This window comes from Geobacter metallireducens GS-15, assembly GCF_000012925.1.
In the GTDB taxonomy this organism is placed as follows: Bacteria; Desulfobacterota; Desulfuromonadia; order Geobacterales; family Geobacteraceae; genus Geobacter; species Geobacter metallireducens.
In genome coordinates this window covers 683,727-704,673 of sequence record NC_007517.1, presented here as the reverse complement: position 1 = coordinate 704,673, position 20,947 = coordinate 683,727, and the positions used below count along the sequence as shown (strand labels likewise).

General features: G+C 53.4%; 23 protein-coding genes and 1 tRNA gene. All 24 read right to left on the bottom strand.

The features are described 5' to 3' along the window. Positions 1 to 5 precede the first annotated feature (5 nt). Positions 6 to 194: a 50S ribosomal protein L29 gene (rpmC, locus tag GMET_RS03195; RefSeq protein ID WP_004514244.1), complete on the bottom strand. Its 189-nt coding sequence runs from the start codon at positions 192 to 194 to the stop codon at positions 6 to 8. Beyond that, on the bottom strand, positions 184 to 606 hold the full coding sequence (gene rplP, locus GMET_RS03190) for a 50S ribosomal protein L16 (RefSeq protein ID WP_004514243.1): 423 nt from the start codon (positions 604 to 606) through the stop codon (positions 184 to 186). Before rplP ends, rpmC begins: the two co-directional genes overlap by 11 nt. 18 nt (positions 607 to 624) lie before the next feature. Beyond that, complete coding sequence (gene rpsC / locus GMET_RS03185; RefSeq protein WP_004514242.1) at positions 625 to 1,260, bottom strand: 30S ribosomal protein S3; 636 nt, start codon at positions 1,258 to 1,260, stop codon at positions 625 to 627. A 19-nt stretch (positions 1,261 to 1,279) separates the two neighbouring features. After that, positions 1,280 to 1,612: a 50S ribosomal protein L22 gene (gene rplV, locus GMET_RS03180; protein WP_011365700.1), complete on the bottom strand. Its 333-nt coding sequence runs from the start codon at positions 1,610 to 1,612 to the stop codon at positions 1,280 to 1,282. A gap of 21 nt (positions 1,613 to 1,633) precedes the next feature. Next, entirely contained in the window at positions 1,634 to 1,915 is a 282-nt protein-coding gene (gene rpsS / locus GMET_RS03175; protein ID WP_004514241.1) for a 30S ribosomal protein S19, read from the bottom strand. 27 nt (positions 1,916 to 1,942) lie between these two features. Then, positions 1,943 to 2,767, bottom strand: a complete 825-nt coding sequence (gene rplB / locus GMET_RS18230) for a 50S ribosomal protein L2 (protein WP_004514240.1) — start codon at positions 2,765 to 2,767, stop codon at positions 1,943 to 1,945. Positions 2,768 to 2,794: 27 nt separating this feature from the next. After that, on the bottom strand, positions 2,795 to 3,079 hold the full coding sequence (locus GMET_RS03165; RefSeq protein WP_004514239.1) for a 50S ribosomal protein L23: 285 nt from the start codon (positions 3,077 to 3,079) through the stop codon (positions 2,795 to 2,797). Further along, positions 3,076 to 3,699, bottom strand: coding sequence for a 50S ribosomal protein L4 (gene rplD, locus GMET_RS03160; RefSeq protein WP_004514238.1), 624 nt, complete (start codon positions 3,697 to 3,699; stop codon positions 3,076 to 3,078). The genes GMET_RS03165 and rplD overlap by 4 nt, the downstream gene beginning before the upstream one ends. Before the next feature lie 22 nt (positions 3,700 to 3,721). Then, positions 3,722 to 4,354, bottom strand: a complete 633-nt coding sequence (rplC, locus tag GMET_RS03155; protein WP_011365699.1) for a 50S ribosomal protein L3 — start codon at positions 4,352 to 4,354, stop codon at positions 3,722 to 3,724. A gap of 27 nt (positions 4,355 to 4,381) precedes the next feature. Then, the gene (gene rpsJ / locus GMET_RS03150) at positions 4,382 to 4,690 is read right to left on the bottom strand and encodes a 30S ribosomal protein S10 (protein ID WP_004514236.1); all 309 of its coding nucleotides are present in this window, start codon (positions 4,688 to 4,690) and stop codon (positions 4,382 to 4,384) included. Positions 4,691 to 4,708: 18 nt separating this feature from the next. Next, entirely contained in the window at positions 4,709 to 5,899 is a 1,191-nt protein-coding gene (gene tuf, locus GMET_RS03145; protein WP_011365695.1) for an elongation factor Tu, read from the bottom strand. A gap of 28 nt (positions 5,900 to 5,927) precedes the next feature. After that, positions 5,928 to 8,006 (bottom strand): elongation factor G, encoded by a 2,079-nt coding sequence (gene fusA, locus GMET_RS03140; RefSeq protein WP_011365698.1) that lies wholly within the window; start codon positions 8,004 to 8,006, stop codon positions 5,928 to 5,930. Between the two features lie 37 nt (positions 8,007 to 8,043). Beyond that, on the bottom strand, positions 8,044 to 8,514 hold the full coding sequence (rpsG, locus tag GMET_RS03135; RefSeq protein ID WP_011365697.1) for a 30S ribosomal protein S7: 471 nt from the start codon (positions 8,512 to 8,514) through the stop codon (positions 8,044 to 8,046). A gap of 22 nt (positions 8,515 to 8,536) precedes the next feature. Then, entirely contained in the window at positions 8,537 to 8,908 is a 372-nt protein-coding gene (rpsL, locus tag GMET_RS03130; RefSeq protein WP_011365696.1) for a 30S ribosomal protein S12, read from the bottom strand. Positions 8,909 to 9,029: 121 nt separating this feature from the next. After that, positions 9,030 to 13,208, bottom strand: coding sequence for a DNA-directed RNA polymerase subunit beta' (rpoC, locus tag GMET_RS03125; protein ID WP_004514636.1), 4,179 nt, complete (start codon positions 13,206 to 13,208; stop codon positions 9,030 to 9,032). Between the two features lie 77 nt (positions 13,209 to 13,285). After that, positions 13,286 to 17,398 (bottom strand): DNA-directed RNA polymerase subunit beta, encoded by a 4,113-nt coding sequence (rpoB, locus tag GMET_RS03120; protein ID WP_004514635.1) that lies wholly within the window; start codon positions 17,396 to 17,398, stop codon positions 13,286 to 13,288. 162 nt (positions 17,399 to 17,560) lie between these two features. Beyond that, a complete protein-coding gene (gene rplL, locus GMET_RS03115) occupies positions 17,561 to 17,944 on the bottom strand; it encodes a 50S ribosomal protein L7/L12 (RefSeq protein ID WP_004514634.1) in 384 nt (127 codons plus the stop codon). 49 nt (positions 17,945 to 17,993) lie between these two features. Next, entirely contained in the window at positions 17,994 to 18,518 is a 525-nt protein-coding gene (rplJ, locus tag GMET_RS03110) for a 50S ribosomal protein L10 (protein ID WP_004514633.1), read from the bottom strand. Positions 18,519 to 18,693: 175 nt separating this feature from the next. Beyond that, positions 18,694 to 19,398, bottom strand: a complete 705-nt coding sequence (rplA, locus tag GMET_RS03105) for a 50S ribosomal protein L1 (protein ID WP_004514632.1) — start codon at positions 19,396 to 19,398, stop codon at positions 18,694 to 18,696. 22 nt (positions 19,399 to 19,420) lie between these two features. Then, entirely contained in the window at positions 19,421 to 19,843 is a 423-nt protein-coding gene (rplK, locus tag GMET_RS03100) for a 50S ribosomal protein L11 (protein ID WP_004514631.1), read from the bottom strand. Between the two features lie 64 nt (positions 19,844 to 19,907). Beyond that, the gene (gene nusG / locus GMET_RS03095; RefSeq protein WP_004514630.1) at positions 19,908 to 20,435 is read right to left on the bottom strand and encodes a transcription termination/antitermination protein NusG; all 528 of its coding nucleotides are present in this window, start codon (positions 20,433 to 20,435) and stop codon (positions 19,908 to 19,910) included. Between the two features lie 15 nt (positions 20,436 to 20,450). Continuing rightward, positions 20,451 to 20,636: a preprotein translocase subunit SecE gene (gene secE, locus GMET_RS03090; RefSeq protein WP_004514629.1), complete on the bottom strand. Its 186-nt coding sequence runs from the start codon at positions 20,634 to 20,636 to the stop codon at positions 20,451 to 20,453. A gap of 26 nt (positions 20,637 to 20,662) precedes the next feature. Continuing rightward, a tRNA-Trp gene (locus tag GMET_RS03085) sits at positions 20,663 to 20,739 on the bottom strand. A 46-nt stretch (positions 20,740 to 20,785) separates the two neighbouring features. Further along, on the bottom strand, positions 20,786 to 20,935 hold the full coding sequence (rpmG, locus tag GMET_RS03080) for a 50S ribosomal protein L33 (protein ID WP_004514628.1): 150 nt from the start codon (positions 20,933 to 20,935) through the stop codon (positions 20,786 to 20,788). Positions 20,936 to 20,947 lie beyond the last annotated feature (12 nt).

Below are 20,947 nucleotides of genomic sequence, written 5' to 3'. Positions count from 1 at the left end.
CTTCTCTAGCCCCTTCTTTCGCTGAGGAAAGTATTTACCCTAGCGATATCTTTCTTAACAGCCGAGATTTTAGCTGTATTCTCGAGTCTTCCGGTATGAAGTTGGAACCTCAAATTAAATAACTCTTTAGTCAGTTCCACATTCTTCGCCGTCAGTTCTTCGACCGACATATTTTTAAGGTCACTAGCTTTCATAACCTTCCTTCCTGGAAATGAATTTCGTCCCGACAGGAAGCTTGTTCGCAGCAAGGCGGAACGCCTCACGTGCAATTTCCTCGCTGACGCCCTCCATTTCGTAGAGCACTTTACCGGGCTTCACTACACAGACCCATGAATCGGGCGATCCTTTACCCTTTCCCATCCGTGTTTCAGCCGGCTTTGATGTGAGTGGCTTATCTGGAAACATACGAATCCAGATTTTTCCGCCCCTCTTGATATAACGCGTCATTGCAATACGAGCAGCCTCTATCTGACGGGAATCAACCCATCCACACTCCGTTGCCTGGAGACCGAAATCACCGTACGACAGTGTGGCCCCGCGCATTGCAGCGCCCGTCATGCGCCCCTTCATTTGCTTTCTATACTTAACTCTTTTGGGCATCAACATTGGGAAAAACTCCTGTTTCTATTTTTGACCGGGGAGAACTTCACCTTTAAAGATTAGAACTTTTACGCCAATAATCCCATAGGTAGTTTTGGCTTCAGCAAAGCCGTAATCTATATCTGCCCGGAGCGTATGCAAGGGTACGCGCCCCTCTCTGTACCACTCAGTTCGGGACATTTCAGCTCCGCCAAGGCGACCAGAGCATGTAATCCTAATCCCCTTCGCACCGAACTTAAGCGCAGAAGTTACACTTTTTTTCATTGCTCTGCGGAAAGCCACGCGCCGCTCTAGTTGGAGAGCTACGTTCTCCGACACCAGTTGAGCATCCAGCTCGGGCTTCCTGACTTCTTGTATATTGAGGTAGATCTCTTTGTCAGTAAGCTTGGCAAGCTCCTTCTTGAGAGTTTCCACCTCGGCACCCTTCTTACCGATTATAAGCCCAGGCCGAGCAGTAAAGATATTGATCTTCGCCTTACTGGCAGCACGCTCAATCTCGATCTTGGAAACACCCGAGTTAAAAAGGCGCTTTTTCAGGAAATTCCTCAACTTGATATCTTCATGAAGCAGCTTCGCATAATCTGCTTCAGCATACCAACGCGAATCCCATGTTCTGATTACACCAAGCCTGAATCCAATTGGATTTACTTTCTGACCCAAGACATCACCTCCATTCCGATTACTTATCTGCCAGCACTACAGTTACATGGCTGGTAGGCTTTCTGATTTTGCTGGCACGCCCCATAGCACGAGGAGTAAACCTCTTAAGAACTGGCCCCGCGTCAACAAAAATCGTTTTCACGAATAGTCTATCAACGTCTGATGCACCCTTTTGCTCAGCGTTAGCTACTGCTGACTGGAGAAGCTTCGATACCAGTTTTGCAGACGGCTGCGGAGAAAAACGAAGTATAGTGAGAGCATCCTGTATGCCCCTACCCCTCACCATATCCACAACCAGACGAGTTTTCCGCGGGGAAAGGCGGGCAAATGACAATTTAGCTCGTGCTTCCATTCTCTAGGCTCCTTTTACCGGTTACTTCTTCTTCAACTTGCTCTTCTTGTCTGCTGCGTGGCCGTAAAATGTTCTCGTCGGAGCAAACTCACCAAGTTTGTGTCCAACCATATTTTCGGTCACAAAAACAGGAATAAATTTTTTCCCGTTGTGAACGGCAAAAGTCAGACCGATAAAATCCGGAGTGATCGTTGAACGACGCGACCAAGTCTTGAGAACTTTTTTGGAGCCGGTCCCTTCTGCAGCAACCTTTTTTGCCAAATGATCATCAACAAAAGGGCCTTTTTTGATCGAACGTGCCATGGTCTCTATCCTTTAACCAAGTGGTTATTATTTAGTACGCGGCTTCACGATAAACCGTGAAGATGTCTTATTTTTCCTGGTCTTATACCCTTTAGTCGGAATACCCCACGGTGTCACGGGGTGACGACCACCCGAGGTCCGACCTTCACCACCGCCGTGAGGGTGATCGACAGGGTTCATGGCAACACCGCGAACCTTCGGTCTGCGGCCAAGCCAACGCGAGCGACCTGCCTTGCCAATCGTCACGTTTTCATGATCGATATTACCGACCTGACCAACAGTAGCCATACAATCAAGCAAAACCATCCGTACTTCGCCAGACGGAAGCTTCACCTGAGCATATTTCCCTTCCTTAGCCATGAGTTGCGCAAAGGTCCCGGCGCTCCGTGCCAGTTGACCACCTTTACCGATTTTAAGTTCGATATTATGGATAATGGTACCCAGCGGTATGGCGCGAAGAGGAAGAGAGTTACCTGGCTTGATATCAGCACTGGTGCTGGCCAGCACCACATCGCCCACCTTAAGGTTCAATGGGGCCAGAATATAGCGCTTTTCTCCGTCAGAGTAATGCAGTAGAGCAATACGAGCGCTACGGTTGGGATCGTACTCGATGCTCGCAACCTTTGCCGGAATATCAATCTTGTTCCGACGAAAATCCACAAGCCTGTACTTTTTCTTATGACCACCACCTATATGCCGTGATGTTATCCGACCAAAGCTATTACGCCCCCCTGTCTTCTTCAATGTAAGAAGAAGGGATTTCTCCGGACTAGAGGTCGTGATCTCGTCAAACGCTGAACACGTCTGGTGCCGACGGCCTGCTGATGTTGGTTTGTAAGTCTTTATTGCCATGATGTGCTCACTCCACTGCCAAAGTGTTTATATCTCAAAGAAATCAACATTGTTTCCCTCTTTGAGGGTAACATAGGCTTTTTTCCAGTTCGAACGCTTGCCATAGTGACGACCAACACGCTTCAGCTTGCCAGCCACGTTGACAGTATTTACTTCAGAAACTTCAACCTTGAAAAGTTTCTCGACAGCATTCTTGATTTCTATCTTATTTGCGCTACGGTCAACCTCGAAAGAGATCACATTTTTTGCGTCTTTTTCAAGAGTGGTCTTTTCCGTTACAAGAGGCTTTTTTAATATGTCATAAATATTCATGACTGCAGTGCTCCTTCGATCTTCCGAACAGCTGACTGAGTGAGTATGATATTGTTAAACTTAACAATATCGAAAACATTAAGATGCTCAGCTTTAAGAACCTTAACGTCCTTCACGTTGCGCGCAGACAACTCAAGATTCGTATTTGCCTCATCAATAATAACAAGGGTCTTCGTCACGTCGAACGTTTTAAGAACGCCAACAAAACCCTTTGTCGAGATTGATGGCAGCGACAAGCAATCTAGGACTGAAAGCTTATTCTCTTTGAAAAGCATGGACAGAGCTGATCGAACCGCAGCCTTCCTGGCCTTTTTGTTCATCGAAAGTGCATAGGTCTTAGCTTGAGGGCCAAAGGCAACACCGCCACCGACATAGTGCGGTGCACGTATGCAACCCTGGCGAGCCTGCCCGGTACCTTTCTGCTTGAAGGGCTTTTTGCCTCCACCAGAAACAGCCGCACGATTCTTTACGCCAACGGTCCCTGCGCGACGGTTTGCAAGCTGAACCTTAACCGCTTCATGGATGAGATATTCCCTGACGTCGCCGTTAAAGACAGCGTCACTGAGGTCCATCTCACCTACCTTGTTCTTATTGATATCGAAAACGTCGATTGTAGCCATAACTATCTCCGGTCCTGCAAGTCTAACGTGCTTTAACACTGTCTTTGAGAAGCAGAATACCATTCTTCGCGCCTGGTATTGCCCCTCTGATCAGCAGCAGATTGTCCGCTGTGTCAACACGGACAACTTGAAGACGTTGCACCGTAACACGCTCATTTCCGAGTTGGCCTGGCATTTTCTTATTTTTGAACACGCGCGACGGCCATGCAGAACTACCGATCGAACCGGGAGCCCGGTGGAAGCAGGAACCATGGGATGAACGGCCTCCACGGAAGCCCCACCGTTTAATGACACCCTGGAAACCTTTACCAATGCTTGTTCCGGTCACATCGACATAATCACCCGGCGCAAAGATCTCAGCGGTAATAGAGTCGCCAATAGTATACCTGTCGACATCCTCCACCCTGAACTCACGGATATAAGTAAAGACACCTTGGCCAGCGGACTTGCAGTGACCTACAAGCGCGCGCCCCGACTTGTCGGCATCCTTCGCGAGAAAACCTACCTGAATAGCGTTGTACCCGTCTGTCTCAACAGTCTTCTTTTGCAAGACGATACACGGCCCAGCCTCTACTACAGTTACTGGAATGCGCCTGCCATCATCAGCAAAGATCTGGGTCATACCCAGCTTTTTCGCAATCAATCCCTTCTTCATGGCAAAATTCCTATCCTTACATTCGCATTAGAGCTTGATTTCAACATCTACGCCTGCAGAGAGATCAAGCTTCATGAGAGCGTCGACAGTCTGCTGTGTTGGATCAAGAATATCGATGAGACGTTTATGTGTCCGGATTTCGAACTGCTCTCGAGACTTCTTGTCCACGTGCGGTCCCCGGAGGACGCAATACTTATTGATTATCGTCGGGAGAGGGATTGGCCCAGCAACCCGCGCACCTGTTCTTTTTGCAGTATCGACTATCTCACCTACTGATTGATCAAGAAGCTTATGATCAAAAGCTTTAAGGCGGATTCTTATTTTTTGACTTGGCATTTCTTCCTCGTTCCTGCTTTATTCGATAATAGAGCTGACAACACCGGCGCCGACAGTACGGCCACCCTCACGGATAGCGAACCGCAGGCCTTCGTCCATGGCGATTGGGGTGATCAGGTTAACCGTTACGGCTACGTTGTCGCCGGGCATGACCATTTCGGTCCCTGCGGGAAGGTCTACTATGCCGGTCACGTCGGTGGTCCGAAAGTAGAACTGCGGACGATAGCCGTTGAAGAACGGGGTGTGGCGCCCGCCTTCTTCCTTGGTCAGAATGTAGGCCTCGGCCTTGAACTTGGTGTGCGGGGTGATGCTCCCCGGCCTCGCCAGCACCTGGCCACGCTCGATGTCTTCACGCTTTACACCACGGAGCAGGGCGCCGATGTTGTCGCCGGCACGCCCTTCATCGAGGAGCTTGCGGAACATTTCTACACCGGTAACAGTGGTCTTGGTGGTCGTCTTGATTCCAACGATCTCGACTTCCTCGCCCACCTTGACAACGCCACGCTCAACCCGACCAGTGGCAACGGTACCGCGACCGGAGATGGAAAAGACGTCTTCGACGGGCATCAGGAACGGCTTGTCGATGGCGCGCTCAGGCTCGGGAATATAGGCGTCGACGGCGTCCATGAGCTTGACGATGGCTTCAGAGCCGAGCTCGTCCTTGTCGCCATTGAGGGCCTTGAGGGCGGAACCCTTAATGATGGGAATGTCGTCGCCCGGGAAATCATAGGAGGAGAGCAGTTCGCGAATCTCCAGCTCGACGAGCTCAAGAAGCTCTTCGTCATCGACCATGTCAGCCTTGTTAAGGAACACAACGATGTAGGGAACCCCTACCTGACGAGCAAGCAGAATGTGCTCGCGGGTCTGGGGCATGGGGCCGTCGGCGGCGGAGACAACGAGAATCGCGCCGTCCATCTGAGCCGCACCGGTGATCATGTTCTTGACGTAGTCAGCGTGGCCGGGACAGTCAACGTGAGCATAGTGACGCTTTTCGGTTTCATACTCAACGTGCGAGGTGGCGATGGTGATACCACGCTCACGCTCCTCAGGGGCGTTGTCGATCTGATCAAAGCCCTTGAATTCGGCCTGGCCGCGCTCGGCCAGAACCCGCGTGATGGCGGCGGTCAGCGTGGTCTTGCCATGGTCAACGTGACCAATCGTCCCTATGTTGACGTGCGGTTTTGTTCTCTCGAATTTTGCCTTTGCCATGTAGGATTCCTCCCCCTATGGAAATAAATTACCCTTTTACCTTAGCGATTATTTCTTCAGATACCGATTTCGGAACCTGCTCGTAGTGATCGAACGTCATGGTGTAGGTAGCACGACCCTGCGTGGCAGAACGAAGATCAGTTGCATATCCAAACATCTGCGCCAGCGGAACCATGGCACTTACCACTTGGGCACCGGCACGACCTTCCATGCCCATAATCCTTCCGCGGCGAGAGTTGAGATCACCAATGACATCACCCATATATTCTTCAGGAACAACAACCTCGACCGACATGATCGGCTCAAGGAGTACCGGTGAAGCCTTTGCAGCAGCCTCCTTGAACGCCATCGAGCCAGCAATCTTGAAGGCCATTTCGGAAGAGTCTACCTCGTGGTACGAACCGTCAACCAAGGAAACCTTAAAGTCCACACAAGGGAACCCAGCGAGCACACCCGTGTCCATAGCCTCCTGTATCCCCTTATCAACAGCAGGAATATACTCGCGCGGCACAACGCCACCCTTAATGGCATCAACAAACTCGTATCCCTTGCCGGGCTCCTGCGGCTCCATCTCGATCCAGACATGGCCATACTGACCACGACCCCCGGACTGACGCACAAATTTACCCTCGACCTTGACCTTTTTGGTCACAGTTTCACGATAGGCAACTTGCGGCTTACCAACATTAGCCTCTACCTTGAACTCTCGCATGAGACGGTCAACAATAATTTCAAGATGAAGCTCACCCATGCCAGAGATAATAGTCTGACCAGTTTCCTCATCAGTCCGAACACGGAACGAAGGGTCTTCACTGGCAAGCTTTTGAAGACTGATGCCAAGCTTCTCCTGATCGGCCTTGGTCTTCGGCTCAATAGCAATCGCAATAACCGGCTCAGGGAACTCGATGGACTCAAGAATTACCGGCGCGTCCTCAGGACAGAGGGTATCACCAGTCGTAGTGTACTTAAGACCTACAGCGGCAGCTATGTCACCAGCAAGAACTTCCTTTATTTCTTCACGCTTGTTTGCGTGCATCTTCAGAAGTCTACCGATACGCTCTTTTTTACCCTTTGTGGAGTTATATACGTACGATCCAGAATTAAGGACCCCAGAATAAACCCTAATAAAGCAGAGCTGACCGACAAAGGGGTCAGTCATAATCTTGAAGGCCAACGCCGCGAACGGTTCACTGTCAGCAGCCTTACGCTCAATCTCGGCACCGGAATCGGCATCTACACCCTTTATGGCCGGAATATCCACGGGAGACGGAAGATATTCAACAACCGAGTCAAGGAGATTCTGAACCCCTTTATTCTTGAATGAAGACCCACAAATCACAGGGCATATCTGAATTGCAATCGTCGCATTGCGAATGGCAGCCCTAACCTCATCCACAGTAAGCTCTTCGCCGCCGAGATACTTCTCCATCAAGGCATCGTCATGGGAAGAAATTTCCTCAACCATCTTCTCATGATACTCTTGCGCAAGCTCCTGAAGATCAGCCGGAATCTCCTCCACATGAAACTTTGCACCAAGAGATTCCTCATCCCAGACAATCGCCTTCATCTCCACAAGGTCAACCACGCCCTTAAAGGTATCTTCTGCACCAATCGGCAACTGAATTGGCACCGGGTTGGCCTTGAGGCGATCGCGAATCATGGAAACCCCACGAAAGAAGTCCGCCCCAACACGGTCCATCTTATTAACAAAAGCAATACGCGGAACACCATACTTATCAGCTTGCCGCCACACGGTCTCAGACTGGGGCTCAACACCACCAACCGAACAAAAGACAGCAACCGCACCGTCAAGCACGCGCAGCGAACGCTCAACCTCAATAGTAAAGTCAACGTGGCCAGGCGTATCAATAATATTTATGCGATGATCGCCCCAGTTACAGGTCGTCGCAGCGGAAGTAATAGTAATTCCGCGCTCCTGCTCCTGCTCCATCCAGTCCATCGTGGCAGCGCCTTCATGCACCTCACCAATCTTGTGAGTTACGCCAGTATAATAAAGAATACGCTCAGTCGTCGTCGTCTTACCGGCGTCTATGTGCGCCATTATCCCGATATTTCGGGTTTTTTCCAATGGTACAAGTCGTGCCACAAAATCCTCCAGTTACCTATACTCACCCTATCTAAAACTACCAACGGTAGTGCGCAAAAGCCCTGTTCGCCTCAGCCATCCGGTGAGTATCCTCACGCTTCTTAACTGCAGCGCCACGATTGTTATAGACATCAAGAATCTCACCAGCAAGCTTATCAGTAACCGTCTTCTCAGAACGGTCGTTGGCGTACTTAACAAGCCAACGCATCGCAAGCGAAACCCGACGATCAGCACGAACCTCAACAGGGACCTGATACGTGGAACCACCAACCCGTCGCGATTTAACCTCAAGAGTCGGCTTAATATTATCAAGACACTTCTTAAGAACCTTAACCGCCTCTTCACCTGTCTTCTGAGAGACCACCTCAAGCGCACCATAAAGCGCGCGCTCAGCTGTACTCTTTTTCCCGCCCACCATAATAACGTTTACAAGCTTCGCAACAACCCTGTCGTTAAACTTGGGGTCAGGAAGAATAACCCGTTTAGCTACTTCTCTTCTTCTCGGCATATCACCCTCTCACCAAAGTCGATTACTTGGGCCGCTTGGCGCCATACTTGGAACGAGCCTGCTTCCGATCCTTCACACCAACAGAATCCAGCGTACCACGAACAATGTGATACCGAACACCAGGAAGGTCCTTAACCCGACCACCCCGAATAAGCACTACAGAGTGCTCTTGAAGATTATGCCCAACCCCCGGAATATAAGAACTAACCTCAATTCCATTTGTCAGACGAACCCTTGCAACTTTCCTCAACGCAGAGTTCGGCTTCTTAGGGGTCGTAGTATAAACCCGAGTACAGACGCCACGCTTCTGGGGACAGCTCTTCAGCGCGGGGGAATTCGACTTTTCCTTCTTACTCTTCCTGCCGATGCGGATCAGCTGGTTAATCGTTGGCATACTCTGTTTCTCCCAATAACGGCTTCTCCAGGGGGTACTCGCCCTGCGGAAGCGACAAAGTTAGCAGCTACACAACACCTTGTCAAGATTTTTTTCATTACTTTCAATCTGACCGTGAGAGCTATTCCTCAATATCGTCAAGCATGTCATCTTCAGGGTAATCCTCCTCAACAGCGGGAGGCGCAACGGCAACGGGTTCCAACAGTTCTGCCTGCTCGGCGACGAGCTTGAGGTTCCGATAACGAGACAGACCTGTTCCAGCAGGAATAAGCCGTCCCATAATGACGTTTTCCTTGAGCCCGCGAAGCTGATCCACCTTTCCCTCGATGGCCGCCTGGGTCAGCACCTTTGTCGTCTCTTGGAAAGATGCAGCAGAGATGAATGATTCCGTCGAGAGCGATGCCTTGGTGATACCAAGAAGAAGCGGTTCGGCAATGGCGGGACGCCCCCCCTTTGCAATAACCCGCTCGTTCTCTTCCTCGAAGACCCAGCGCTCGAGTTGGTCATCAATGAGCAAGTTAGTATCCCCCACTTCCTTGATCCGAACCCTGCGGAGCATCTGACGAACAATGGTCTCAATGTGCTTATCATTGATCTTGACGCCCTGGAGTCGGTAAACCTCCTGAACCTCGTCGACCAAGTACTTTGCGAGTTCCTTGATACCCAACACCCGAAGAATGTCGTGGGGGTTGGAGGACCCGTCCATGAGGGGTTCGCCTGCCCGTACGTAATCGTTCTCATGTACACTGATATGCTTGCCCTTGGGGATCAGATACTCTTTGGGTTCACCCAACTCCGGAGTAACAATGACCTTGCGCTTCCCCTTGGCATCCTTGCCGAAGGTGACGACACCGTCAATCTCGGTTATCACGGCGAAGTCCTTAGGCTTGCGAGCTTCGAAGAGCTCGGCAACCCGCGGGAGACCACCGGTGATATCTTTGGTCTTCGTCGTTTCACGCGGAATCTTCGCAATTACATCACCGGCATTGACGAACGAGTCTTCGGCCACGGAAATGTTGGCACCGACCGGCAGATAGTAACGACCGATGGTGCTCCCGCCGGACGCGGATTCGGGATCCGATGCCTTTATGGCGATACGCGGCCGCTTGTCAGCATCCCTCGACTCAATGATAACCTTACGGGAAAGGCCGGTCACCTCGTCGAGTTGTTCCTCCATGGTTACCCCTTCAACAATGTCCCCGAACTTAACGCGTCCAGCGACCTCGGTGAGGATCGGCATGGTGTAAGGGTCCCACTCGGCGAGCGTTTCGCCTGGTTTCACAACCTGATCAGGGCCGAACTTGATCTTGGCGCCGTAGACAATGCCGTACTTTTCGCGCTCACGACCCGTTTCGTCGATGATGGCAACTTCGCCGTTGCGGTTCATGACGATATGGTGTCCCTCAATATTGACGACGCTGTTTATATTGATGAACTTAACCCGGCCTTCTGTCCGGGCTTCAAGCGAGGTCTGCTCTGCATGCCGCGATGCCGTACCACCGATATGGAAGGTACGCATGGTCAGCTGAGTACCCGGCTCGCCGATGGACTGGGCAGCGATGACGCCAACCGCTTCCCCCATATTGACGATATGTCCGCGGGCAAGGTCACGTCCGTAGCACTTGGCGCAAATGCCGCGTCTGCTCTGGCAGGTGAGCACGGAGCGGATCTTGACCCGCTCGATGCCAGCATCCTCGATGCGCTTCACGAGCGTTTCATCGATTTCCTGGTTGGCAGGAACAAGCACATCGCCAGTTACCGGATCAAGGATATCGTCAAGGGCAACGCGGCCGAGAATGCGATCTCCAATCTGCTCAATGACTTCGCCACCCTCGGTCAGGGATGTGACGGTAAGGCCGTCGAGCGTGCCGCAGTCCGTCTCGGTGATAATGGCGTCCTGTGCCACGTCAACCAGACGACGGGTAAGGTAACCGGAGTTCGCGGTCTTGAGAGCCGTGTCGGCAAGACCCTTCCGGGCACCGTGGGTCGAGATGAAGTACTGAAGAACGTTCAGTCCCTCCCGGAAGTTGGCGGTGATAGGAGTCTCGATGATTTCGCCGGACGGCTTCGCCATGAGCCCCCGCATACCCGCCAGCTGACGAATCTGCTGAGCAGAGCCCCGCGCGCCCGAGTCGGCCATCATGTGAATTGCGTTGAAGGAAGGAATCTTCACTTCCTGGCCGTCAGGGGAGAGGATCGTGTCCTTGGAAAGGTTGTCGAGCATCTGCTTGGCGATGTCTTCCGTAGCCTTGGCCCAGATGTCGATAACTTTGTTGTAGCGCTCCCCGTCGGTGATGAGACCCTCGGTATACTGGTTCTGGATCTCCTTCACCTCGTCGTTGGCGCTGTCGATGATTGCGGACTTCCCTTCGGGGATCACCATATCATTCATGCAGATGGAAATACCCGCCAGGGTCGAGTAGCGGAATCCGGTCTCCTTGAGCCGGTCGGCCAGGATGACGGTCTCTTTGTTGCCGGCAAGGCGGTAGCAGACATCGATCAGGTTCACAAGCTCCTTCTTGCTCATAACCTTGTTGATGGAAGAGAAGGGGACCATTTCGGGGAGTATCTCACGAAGCAAGATACGACCAACTGTCGTCTCGATGATGGCCGGCTGTTCAGACGCAGCGGAGAGAATGTTTTTCATCCGGACGCTGATACGTGCCTGGAGGTCAACCTCGCCGGCATCATACGCTATCCGCACTTCTTCCGGAGACGCGAAGATTTTCCCGTCCCCCTTGGCGAAATGACGCTCCCGGGTCATGTAGTAGATACCGAGAACCATATCCTGCGACGGTACGATGATCGGCTTGCCATGCGCCGGAGACAGGATGTTATTGGTACTCATCATGAGCACCCGCGCCTCCACCTGGCTCTCGATAGAAAGAGGAAGGTGGACCGCCATCTGGTCGCCGTCGAAGTCCGCGTTAAAGGCGGTACACACGAGGGGGTGGAGCTGGATGGCCTTTCCTTCGATCAGCACCGGCTCAAAGGCCTGGATGCCGAGGCGGTGCAGAGTAGGGGCACGGTTGAGCATAACGGGATGTTCTTTGATAACCTCTTCAAGAACGTCCCAGACCTCCGGACGCTCCTTCTCCACCATCTTCTTGGCGCTCTTGATGGTGGTGACGAAGCCCCGCTCCTCAAGCTTGTTGTAGATGAACGGCTTGAAGAGCTCCAGGGCCATCTTCTTGGGGAGACCGCACTGGTGGAGGCGAAGCTCCGGTCCCACAACAATAACGGAACGGCCAGAGTAGTCGACCCGCTTGCCGAGGAGGTTCTGGCGGAAACGGCCTGATTTTCCCTTGAGCATGTCGGAGAGGGACTTGAGGGGGCGCTTGTTAGGGCCTGCAATGGCACGGCCGCGGCGACCGTTGTCAAAGAGGGCGTCAACGGCTTCCTGCAGCATCCGCTTCTCGTTGCGTATGATAACCTCGGGGGCCTGTAGTTCCATGAGGCGCTTGAGGCGGTTGTTCCGGTTGATTACGCGACGATAGAGGTCGTTGAGATCGCTCGTCGCAAAGCGTCCGCCGTCGAGGGGGACCAGGGGACGCAACTCGGGCGGAAGGACCGGGATGCACTCAAGGATCATCCACTCGGGACGGTTGCCGGACTCCTTGAAGGCCTCCACAACCTTGAGCCGCTTGGCGGTCTTCTTACGCTTCGCCTCGCTCGTTGCTTCGATCATCTCTTGGCGGAGTTGTTCGGCAAGCTGATCCAGATCGATGGCCTTGAGGCAGTCACGGATGGCTGCTGCCCCCATACCTGCCTCGAACTGGTAATTGTGCTCCTCAAGGGCCTTCAGGTAACGGTCTTCGGAGAGAACCTCGGCCATGGCCATTCCGGTGTTCTTCGGATCGGTAACTGCATAGGCCTCGAAGTAAAGAACCTTCTCAAGGTCTTTCAACGATATGTCAAGCAGGTTCCCGATTCGCGAGGGAAGCGACTTGAGGAACCAGATGTGGGCAACGGGAGTGGCGAGGTCGATATGCCCCAGGCGCTCACGACGAACCTTTGAGGGGATGACCTCGACGCCACACTTTTCGCAGACGATGCCGCGGTGCTTCATGCGCTTGTACTTGCCGCAGTTGCATTCGTAGTCCTTGGTGGGGCCAAAGATTTTCGCGCAGAACAGACCATCACGCTCCGGCTTGAAGGTCCGGTAGTTGATGGTTTCGGGTTTCTTTACCTCGCCGAACGAACGCTCCCGAATCTTCTCCGGTGAAGAAACGGAGATGCGGATCGCCGAGAAGTGGAGGGGGTCCTTCGGTTTATCGAAAAAGCTGAAAAAATCTTCCAATGTCTAATCCTCCTCTGTTTAGGAGTGGCTGCTGCTCATGTGATCGTTCAGGCGGTCAATGTCTTGGATGACCAACTCTAATCCTCGTCGCCTTCCAGGAGTTCCACATCGAGACACAGCGACTGGAGTTCCTTTATCAGGACGTTGAACGACTCCGGGAGTCCCGGCTCGAGGGTATGCTTTCCTTTGACAATGGCCTCGTACATGCGCGTACGGCCTGCAACGTCATCGGATTTCACCGTCAGGAATTCCTGGAGAGCATAGGCGGCGCCGTATGCTTCCATGGCCCAGACCTCCATTTCACCGAGACGCTGGCCACCAAACTGAGCCTTGCCGCCCAGAGGCTGTTGGGTCACGAGGCTGTAGGGGCCGATGGACCGGGCGTGGATCTTGTCGTCAACCAGGTGATGGAGCTTGAGGACGTACATGACCCCGACCGTGACCTTGTGCTTGAAGGGTTCTCCGGTCTTGCCGTCGAAAAGTCTGACCTGGGCGGTCTCGTCGAAACCGGCCTTGTCGAGCATGCTTCGAATCTGCTCCTCCGAAGCCCCCTCAAAGACGGGCGACGCCATCGGAACTCCGCGTTGGAGACGCTTGGCGACGTTTATCAGTTCCTCCTCGTTGAGAGAGTCAAGGAACGCATTCATTTCCTTGGAGCCGTAAACCTTCTGGAGATACTCCTTGATCGTGGCAGACGGAGAATGCTTCTCAAGCATTTCCTCGATCTTCCAGCCGATTCCCTTGGCAGCCCATCCCAGATGGGTTTCGAGGATCTGCCCCACGTTCATACGGGAAGGAACACCCAGGGGGTTCAGCACGATCTCGACGGGACGGCCATCCTCCATGTACGGCATGTCTTCCTCGGGGAGGATACGGGACACAACACCCTTGTTACCGTGGCGGCCTGCCATCTTGTCGCCGACCTGAAGCTTGCGCTTGATGGCAATGTAAACCTTGACCATCTTGATAACGCCCGGGGGAAGGTCATCGCCTCGTTTCAGCTTCTGGACCTTATCGTCAAAGACATATTTTATGATATCAATCTGCTGTTGGAGCGTGGCAAGGATCGCAGCAACCTTCTCCTCGACCCCCTCCCCGCCACTGACCGAAATCTCATCCCAACGATCGAGGGGGATTGCCGTGAGGGCCTCTTCCGTGATGGCGGCATCCTTGGCGATAACCGTCTTGCCGTTTTTGTCCTCCACCTTCACGGCAGCGGTCTTGCCGACCAGAAGCCTTTTCAGCTTGCCGACAGCAGAATCACGGATAATCCGGATCTCGTCCTGCTCGTCCTTGCGAAGCTTTTCCTCCTCCATCCGTTCGATCATCTCGGTACGGGAGTCTTTGTCATTCCCTTTACGGGAAAAGACTTTGGCGCCGATGACTGTCCCCTCGACCCCCGGCGGAACACGCAGGGAGGTGTCGCGAACGTCTCCAGCTTTTTCGCCGAAGATGGCCCGGAGAAGCTTTTCCTCCGGCGAGAGCTGGGTTTCGCCCTTCGGCGTGATCTTCCCGACCATGATGTCACCCGGTTTGACTTCAGCGCCAATCCGGATGATGCCGGACTCGTCCAGGTCCTTGAGGGTTTCCTCGCCCAGATTCGGGATATCCGAGGTTATCTCTTCCTTGCCGAGCTTGGTGTCACGGGCAACGCACTCGAACTCCTCGATATGGATCGAGGTATAGCGGTCGTCCTTGGTGAGTTTCTCGGAAATAAGGATCGAGTCTTCGAAGTTGTAGCCACCCCAGGGCATGAAGGCGACGACAACGTTCTGCCCCAGAGCCAGTTCCCCCATGTCGGTGGACGGGCCATCAGCAATGACATCGCCCCGTTTCACATGATCGCCAACCTTGACCACCGGCCGCTGGTTAATGCACGTGTTCTGGTTGGAGCGGGCAAACTTGATGAGGTTATAGATATCGACACCGGTGCCGGTCTCGTCATACTCGTCTTCGTCGATCTTGACGACGATGCGTGACGCATCTACCGATTCGACGACGCCGGTGTGGCGCGCCACAACCGAAACACCCGAATCCTTGGCGACAACCCGCTCCATGCCGGTGCCGACCAACGGAGAATCGGCTTTCAGGAGCGGTACTGCCTGACGTTGCATGTTGGAGCCCATGAGGGCGCGGTTGGCGTCGTCGTTCTCAAGAAACGGAATAAGCGATGCTGCAACGGAAACAAGCTGCATCGGTGCCACGTCCATAAGCTCCAGCTCGTCCCGATGCACGAGGAGGAACTCGCCCGACTTACGGGCAGAGACGTAATCGTTCACAAAGCGGCCATCGGCATCCATCTCGGCATTGGCCTGGGCAATGGCATGCCCCTCCTCCTCAAGGGCGGAGAAGAACTTCACCTCGGCGGTGACTTTCCCCTCGCTCACGATCCGGTACGGCGTTTCCACAAAGCCGTGCTCGTTGATCCGGGCGTAGGTGGAAAGCGATGCAATAAGACCGATGTTCGGACCTTCAGGAGTCTCGATCGGGCAGACCCGGCCGTAGTGGGTGGGGTGAACGTCACGGACTTCGAAGCCGGCCCGTTCGCGGGTGAGGCCGCCTGGTCCGAGGGCAGAGAGACGCCGCTTGTGGGTAACTTCGGAAAGCGGGTTTGTCTGGTCCATGAACTGCGAGAGCTGCGATGAGCCGAAAAACTCCTTGACCACGGCCGAAACCGGCTTGGAGTTGATCAGGTCGTGGGGCATCAGGTTCTCGACTTCCTGTAGGCTCATCCGCTCCTTGATGGCCCGCTCCATGCGGACGAGACCGATGCGGTACTGGTTTTCCAGCAGCTCGCCCACAGCCCGCACCCGCCGGTTGCCCAGATGGTCGATATCATCGATGGTCCCCCGGCCGTTTTTCAGATCAATGAGATACCGGACCACCTCAAGGATATCTTCCTTGGTGAGCACCTGGCAGTCAAGGGGGACGCCGAGTCCCAGCTTGTAGTTAAGCTTGAGCCGTCCCACGGCTGAGAGATCGTAGCGTTCTGCATTGAAAAAGAGGTTGTCGAAAAGTGCCTGGGCACTCTTGAGGGTCGGGGGATCACCAGGACGCAGGCGACGATAGATCTCAATGAGCGCGTCGTCAGTAGTGTTTATCTTATCGACGAGCAGTGTGTCCCGCAGCGAGGATGTCACATGGAGGTTGTCGATGAAAAGAACCTTGAACTCCGAAATGCCCCGTGCCTTGATCTCGTCAAGCTTAGCCTGGGAGATCTCCTCGTTGCACTCTACCAGCACTTCGCCAGTGGCAGGGTCAACAATATCGGTAGAAGCGTACTTTCCACAGACCTCTTCGGCTTTAATGGGAATCTCGGTGATTCCGTGCTCGGTCATCTTGCGGATTGCCGCCTTGGTGAACTTTCTGTTCGCCTTGATGATGACTTCACCGGTCTTGGAATCAACGATGTCGGAAGAGGTTTTCTGAGTTGTCAGAAGCTCGGCGTCGGCCTTCTTCCACATCCGCTCCCCATCGAGCCCGATCTCCTCACTCCGGTAATAAAAATTGAGAAGCTCCTCCGCACTGTTGCCAAGGGCCTTAAGGAGGACCGTTGCCGGCATCTTGCGGCGACGGTCGATCCGGACATAGAGTATGTCCTTGTGGTCGAACTCGAAATCGAGCCAAGAGCCACGGTAAGGGATCACTCGGGCGGAATAGAGGACCTTGCCGCTGGAATGGGTCTTGCCCTTGTCATGGTCGTAGAAAACACCGGGAGAGCGGTGAAGCTGGCTCACGATAACACGTTCGGTACCGTTTATGATGAACGTGCCGTTCTCGGTCATGAGCGGGATCTCGCCGAAGTAGACCTCCTGCTCCTTGATATCCCGAATAGAACGGACGCCAGTATCCTTGTTCACGTCCCAAACGACGAGGCGCACCTTCACCTTCATGGGGGCGGCGAAGGTCATCCCGCGTTGGTGGCATTCTTCAACATCGTACTTCGGTGTGCCGAGGCTATAGGAAACATACTCAAGCGAAGCAGTATCGCTAAAGTCCTTAATTGGGAAAACACTCTTGAATACAGCTTCGAGCCCGCTGTTCTTGCGTGCTTCGGGGGGGGTGTCAATTTGCAGGAAACGCTTATAGGAATTTTTTTGAATATCAATAAGGTTGGGGATGTCAATGATTTTCTTGATCTTGGCGAAATTCTGGCGTAGAAGCTGGTTATTCGCAATTGAATAAGCCATGTTTTCTCCTTTGGCGAGGCTCATGGAGCCTCTAACCCCCTGGATTTAGTGCCTTCTCCGATATTGCCCGGAGCCAGCGGATACGAATTCGGAACTAAAATAGAAGAGCCAAGGCCGCATGAAGCGGCCTTGGCTGATGTGCTGACGCAGTAGACTCGAGCCTTACTTGATCTCGACTTCAGCGCCGGACTCAACGAGTTGCTTCTTGGCGTCCTCTGCCTCTTCCTTGGAAACGCCAGTCTTGACGGACTTCGGAGCGCCGTCGACCAGGTCCTTGGCTTCCTTGAGGCCAAGACCGGTGAGGGCACGGACAACCTTGATAACGCCGATTTTGTTGGCACCGGCACTCTTGAGGATGATATCAAACTCGGTCTTTTCTTCAGCAGCCTCGGCGGCAGCGGCCGGAGCAGCGGCAGCGGCAACGGCGACCGGCGCAGCGGCGGAGACACCGAACTTCTCTTCGAGTTCTTTCACGAGCTCAGAGAGCTCAAGAACGGTCATATTCTCAATGAAGCTAACGACATCGGCTTTGGTGATTTCTGCCATTTCTGTATTCCTCCGTTAATAACGTTCGTTGTTGAATGTAAAGGAAGGACTAATTGCCTTCCTTTTGGATTTTGATTGCGTTGAGCGCACGAACAAAACTTCCCGGAACTGCTGCCAGGACGCCCACAAAGTTGGCAACCGGAGCATTGATGGTTCCAAGCAATTTCGCAAGAAGTACTTCACGGCTCGGCAGATCGGCCAATGCCTGGATATCGCTGACCGAGATCTGCTTGCCGGACAGCACGGCAGCCTTAAGCTTGAAGGTGTTGGCCTGGGTTTTGGCAAACTTTGACAGAACCTTAGCAGCTGCGACCGGATCATCATAGCTGAACGCAATGGCGGTCGGACCGGCGTAGTGGGGAGAGAGCGATTCCTTGTCGGTCTCCTTGGACGCAAGCTCCAGCAACGTGTTCTTGGCAACCTTGTACTCAACGGCAGCTGCACGAAGTTCATTTCTCAGGGTCGTTGCCTGCTCTACGCTCATACCACGGAAATCGGCGAGAAACACTGCTTTAGCCCGTTTAAGCTTTTCGTGCAGTTCCGCTACCTGTTGTTGCTTGTTTTCTCTATTCAAGCGCCTTCCTCCTTTCTGTTCGGGTTGAGGGCCGAAGCCCCAGCCAAAGTCAGAAAGTGCGGGGTTTAGTACTTTCCTGTGACTACCACAAGTCTCGGCAGGCTGCCTGCGCCATTAAGCCCGGATGCTGCCCGGGCACCTGCTGTCTTTGACTTTGGCTTTATATACCTAATGCTCAGACAAGCTTCGACTGGACGTCTGCGATATCCAGATTCAGCCCCGGTCCCATGGTGGAAGAGAGGCTGATCTTTTTGATGTAGGTACCCTTGGCTGCGGACGGCTTCGCCTTAACGAGCGCCTCCACAAGCGCAAGAAGGTTTTCCTTGAGCTTGTCCGCATCAAACGATGCCTTACCGACCGGCGCATGGACAATACCGGCCTTCTCGACCCGGAATTCAACCTTCCCGGCCTTGGACTCCTTAACCGCACGGCCCACATCAAACGTGACCGTGCCGACCTTCGGGTTCGGCATGAGCCCGCGGGGACCAAGAAGCTTACCGATCTTGCCGACAACACCCATCATGTCGGGAGTCGCGATGGCGGTGTCGAAGTCGAACCACCCCTCCTGGATCTTGGCAACGAGGTCTTCGGCGCCTACATGGTCAGCGCCGGCGTCACGGGCCTCCTTCTCCTTTTCGCCCTTGGCGAAAACGAGTACCCGGACGTCCTTGCCGAGGCCATTCGGCAGAACTACGGCGCCACGAACCATCTGATCGGCATGGCGGGGGTCAACGCCCAACCGAACAGCGACCTCCACGGTCTCGTCAAATTTGGCGTAGGCTACCGACTTGACACTTTCTATACCTTCAACGAGGGGGTAGGTCCGGCTTCGGTCTATCTTCGCCAAGGCTTCCCTATGCTTCTTCGCTGTCTTCGGCATCTCTCAATCCACCCTTTCTCTATTAAACAATTTCAACGCCCATGCTGCGGGCGGTCCCTTCGACCGTTCTCATGGCAGCTTCAAGCGACGCAGCGTTCATGTCGGGCATTTTCTTGACCGCGATCTCTTTCACCTGCTCCGCAGTCAACGTTCCGACCTTGTTCTTGTTCGGCACGCTGGAACCGCTCTCAATTCCGACCGCCTTCTTGATGAGAACCGACATGGGCGGCACTTTGGTGATAAAGCTGAACGAACGATCTGCGTAGACGGTTATGACAACGGGAGTAATGGTCCCCTCGTCGCCCTGGGTCTTGGCATTGAACGCCTTGCAGAACTCCATGATATTGACACCATGCTGGCCCAGAGCCGGACCGATCGGGGGCGAAGGGTTTGCTTTGCCCGCCGGAATCTGCAGCTTGATGTATCCCGTAATCTTCTTTGCCATTGCCGTGCTCCTTGTTCTTCTCCTCAGAGAAGGATATACCGTTTATCTGACAGAGGGTTATCCCCTACTGTTTTTCCACCTGCATGAACTCAAGCTCTACAGGAGTTGCGCGCCCGAAAATGCTGACCATAACCCTGAGTTTACCCTTGTCAGGCTTCACATCTTCTACGACTCCAGTAAAGTTAAGGAACGGACCATCAACCACCCGAACAGTCTCTCCAACCTCGAATTGAACCTTGGGTCGGGGCTTCTCAGCACCCTCTTCCATCCTACGGGTGATCTTCGCAACCTCTTCGTCAGGTATGGCAAAAGGGTTATTCCCCCCGACAAATCCAGTAACCTTGGAGGTTTCCTTCACTACATGCCATGTCTCATCGCTCAACTCCATGTTGACAAGGATATAGCCAGGAAAAAACTTGCGGGAGGAAGTCTTCTTCTCCCCCTTTTTCAACTCTACCACTGTTTCTGAAGGAATAAGAATCTCGCCGAAAGACTCCTCCAGGCCAAGGTTCTTTATTCGTTCAGAAAGGGAGAGCCTTACTTTATTTTCAAATCCGGAGTACGTATGGACCCCGTACCACTTTTTTGCCATAGTAGTTTGCGTCCTTTAGCCAAGGATAAGGCGCATCAGCTTCGCCAGAATCACGTCACACGCCCCGAGATAAATGGAGATTATGACAACGATAGCCACCACGACCCACGTCGTTGAGATGGTCTCTTTGCGGGTAGGCCAAGTCACCTTGCCCAACTCGGCCTTCACTTCAGTGAGAAAATCTTTGGCTTTTGCGATCACGTGAGAACCCCGGGATGGATAAAAAATGGCAGGCCAGGAGGGATTCGAACCCCCAACATCCGGTTTTGGAGACCGGCGCTCTAGCCGTTAGAGCTACTGGCCTGCGTCCGCTGGGGCTGCAGATCGCAACCCCAAACCTGTGACCGTGGTTACTTGGTTTCCTTGTGGACGGTATGAGTACGACAGAAGCGACAATACTTTTTGAACTCGAGCTTCTGCGGAGTAGTCTTCTTATTCTTAGTGGTCGTATAGTTCCTCTGCTTGCACTCGGCGCAAGCAAGAGTAATAATGTCTCTCATTGGCTTAACCCT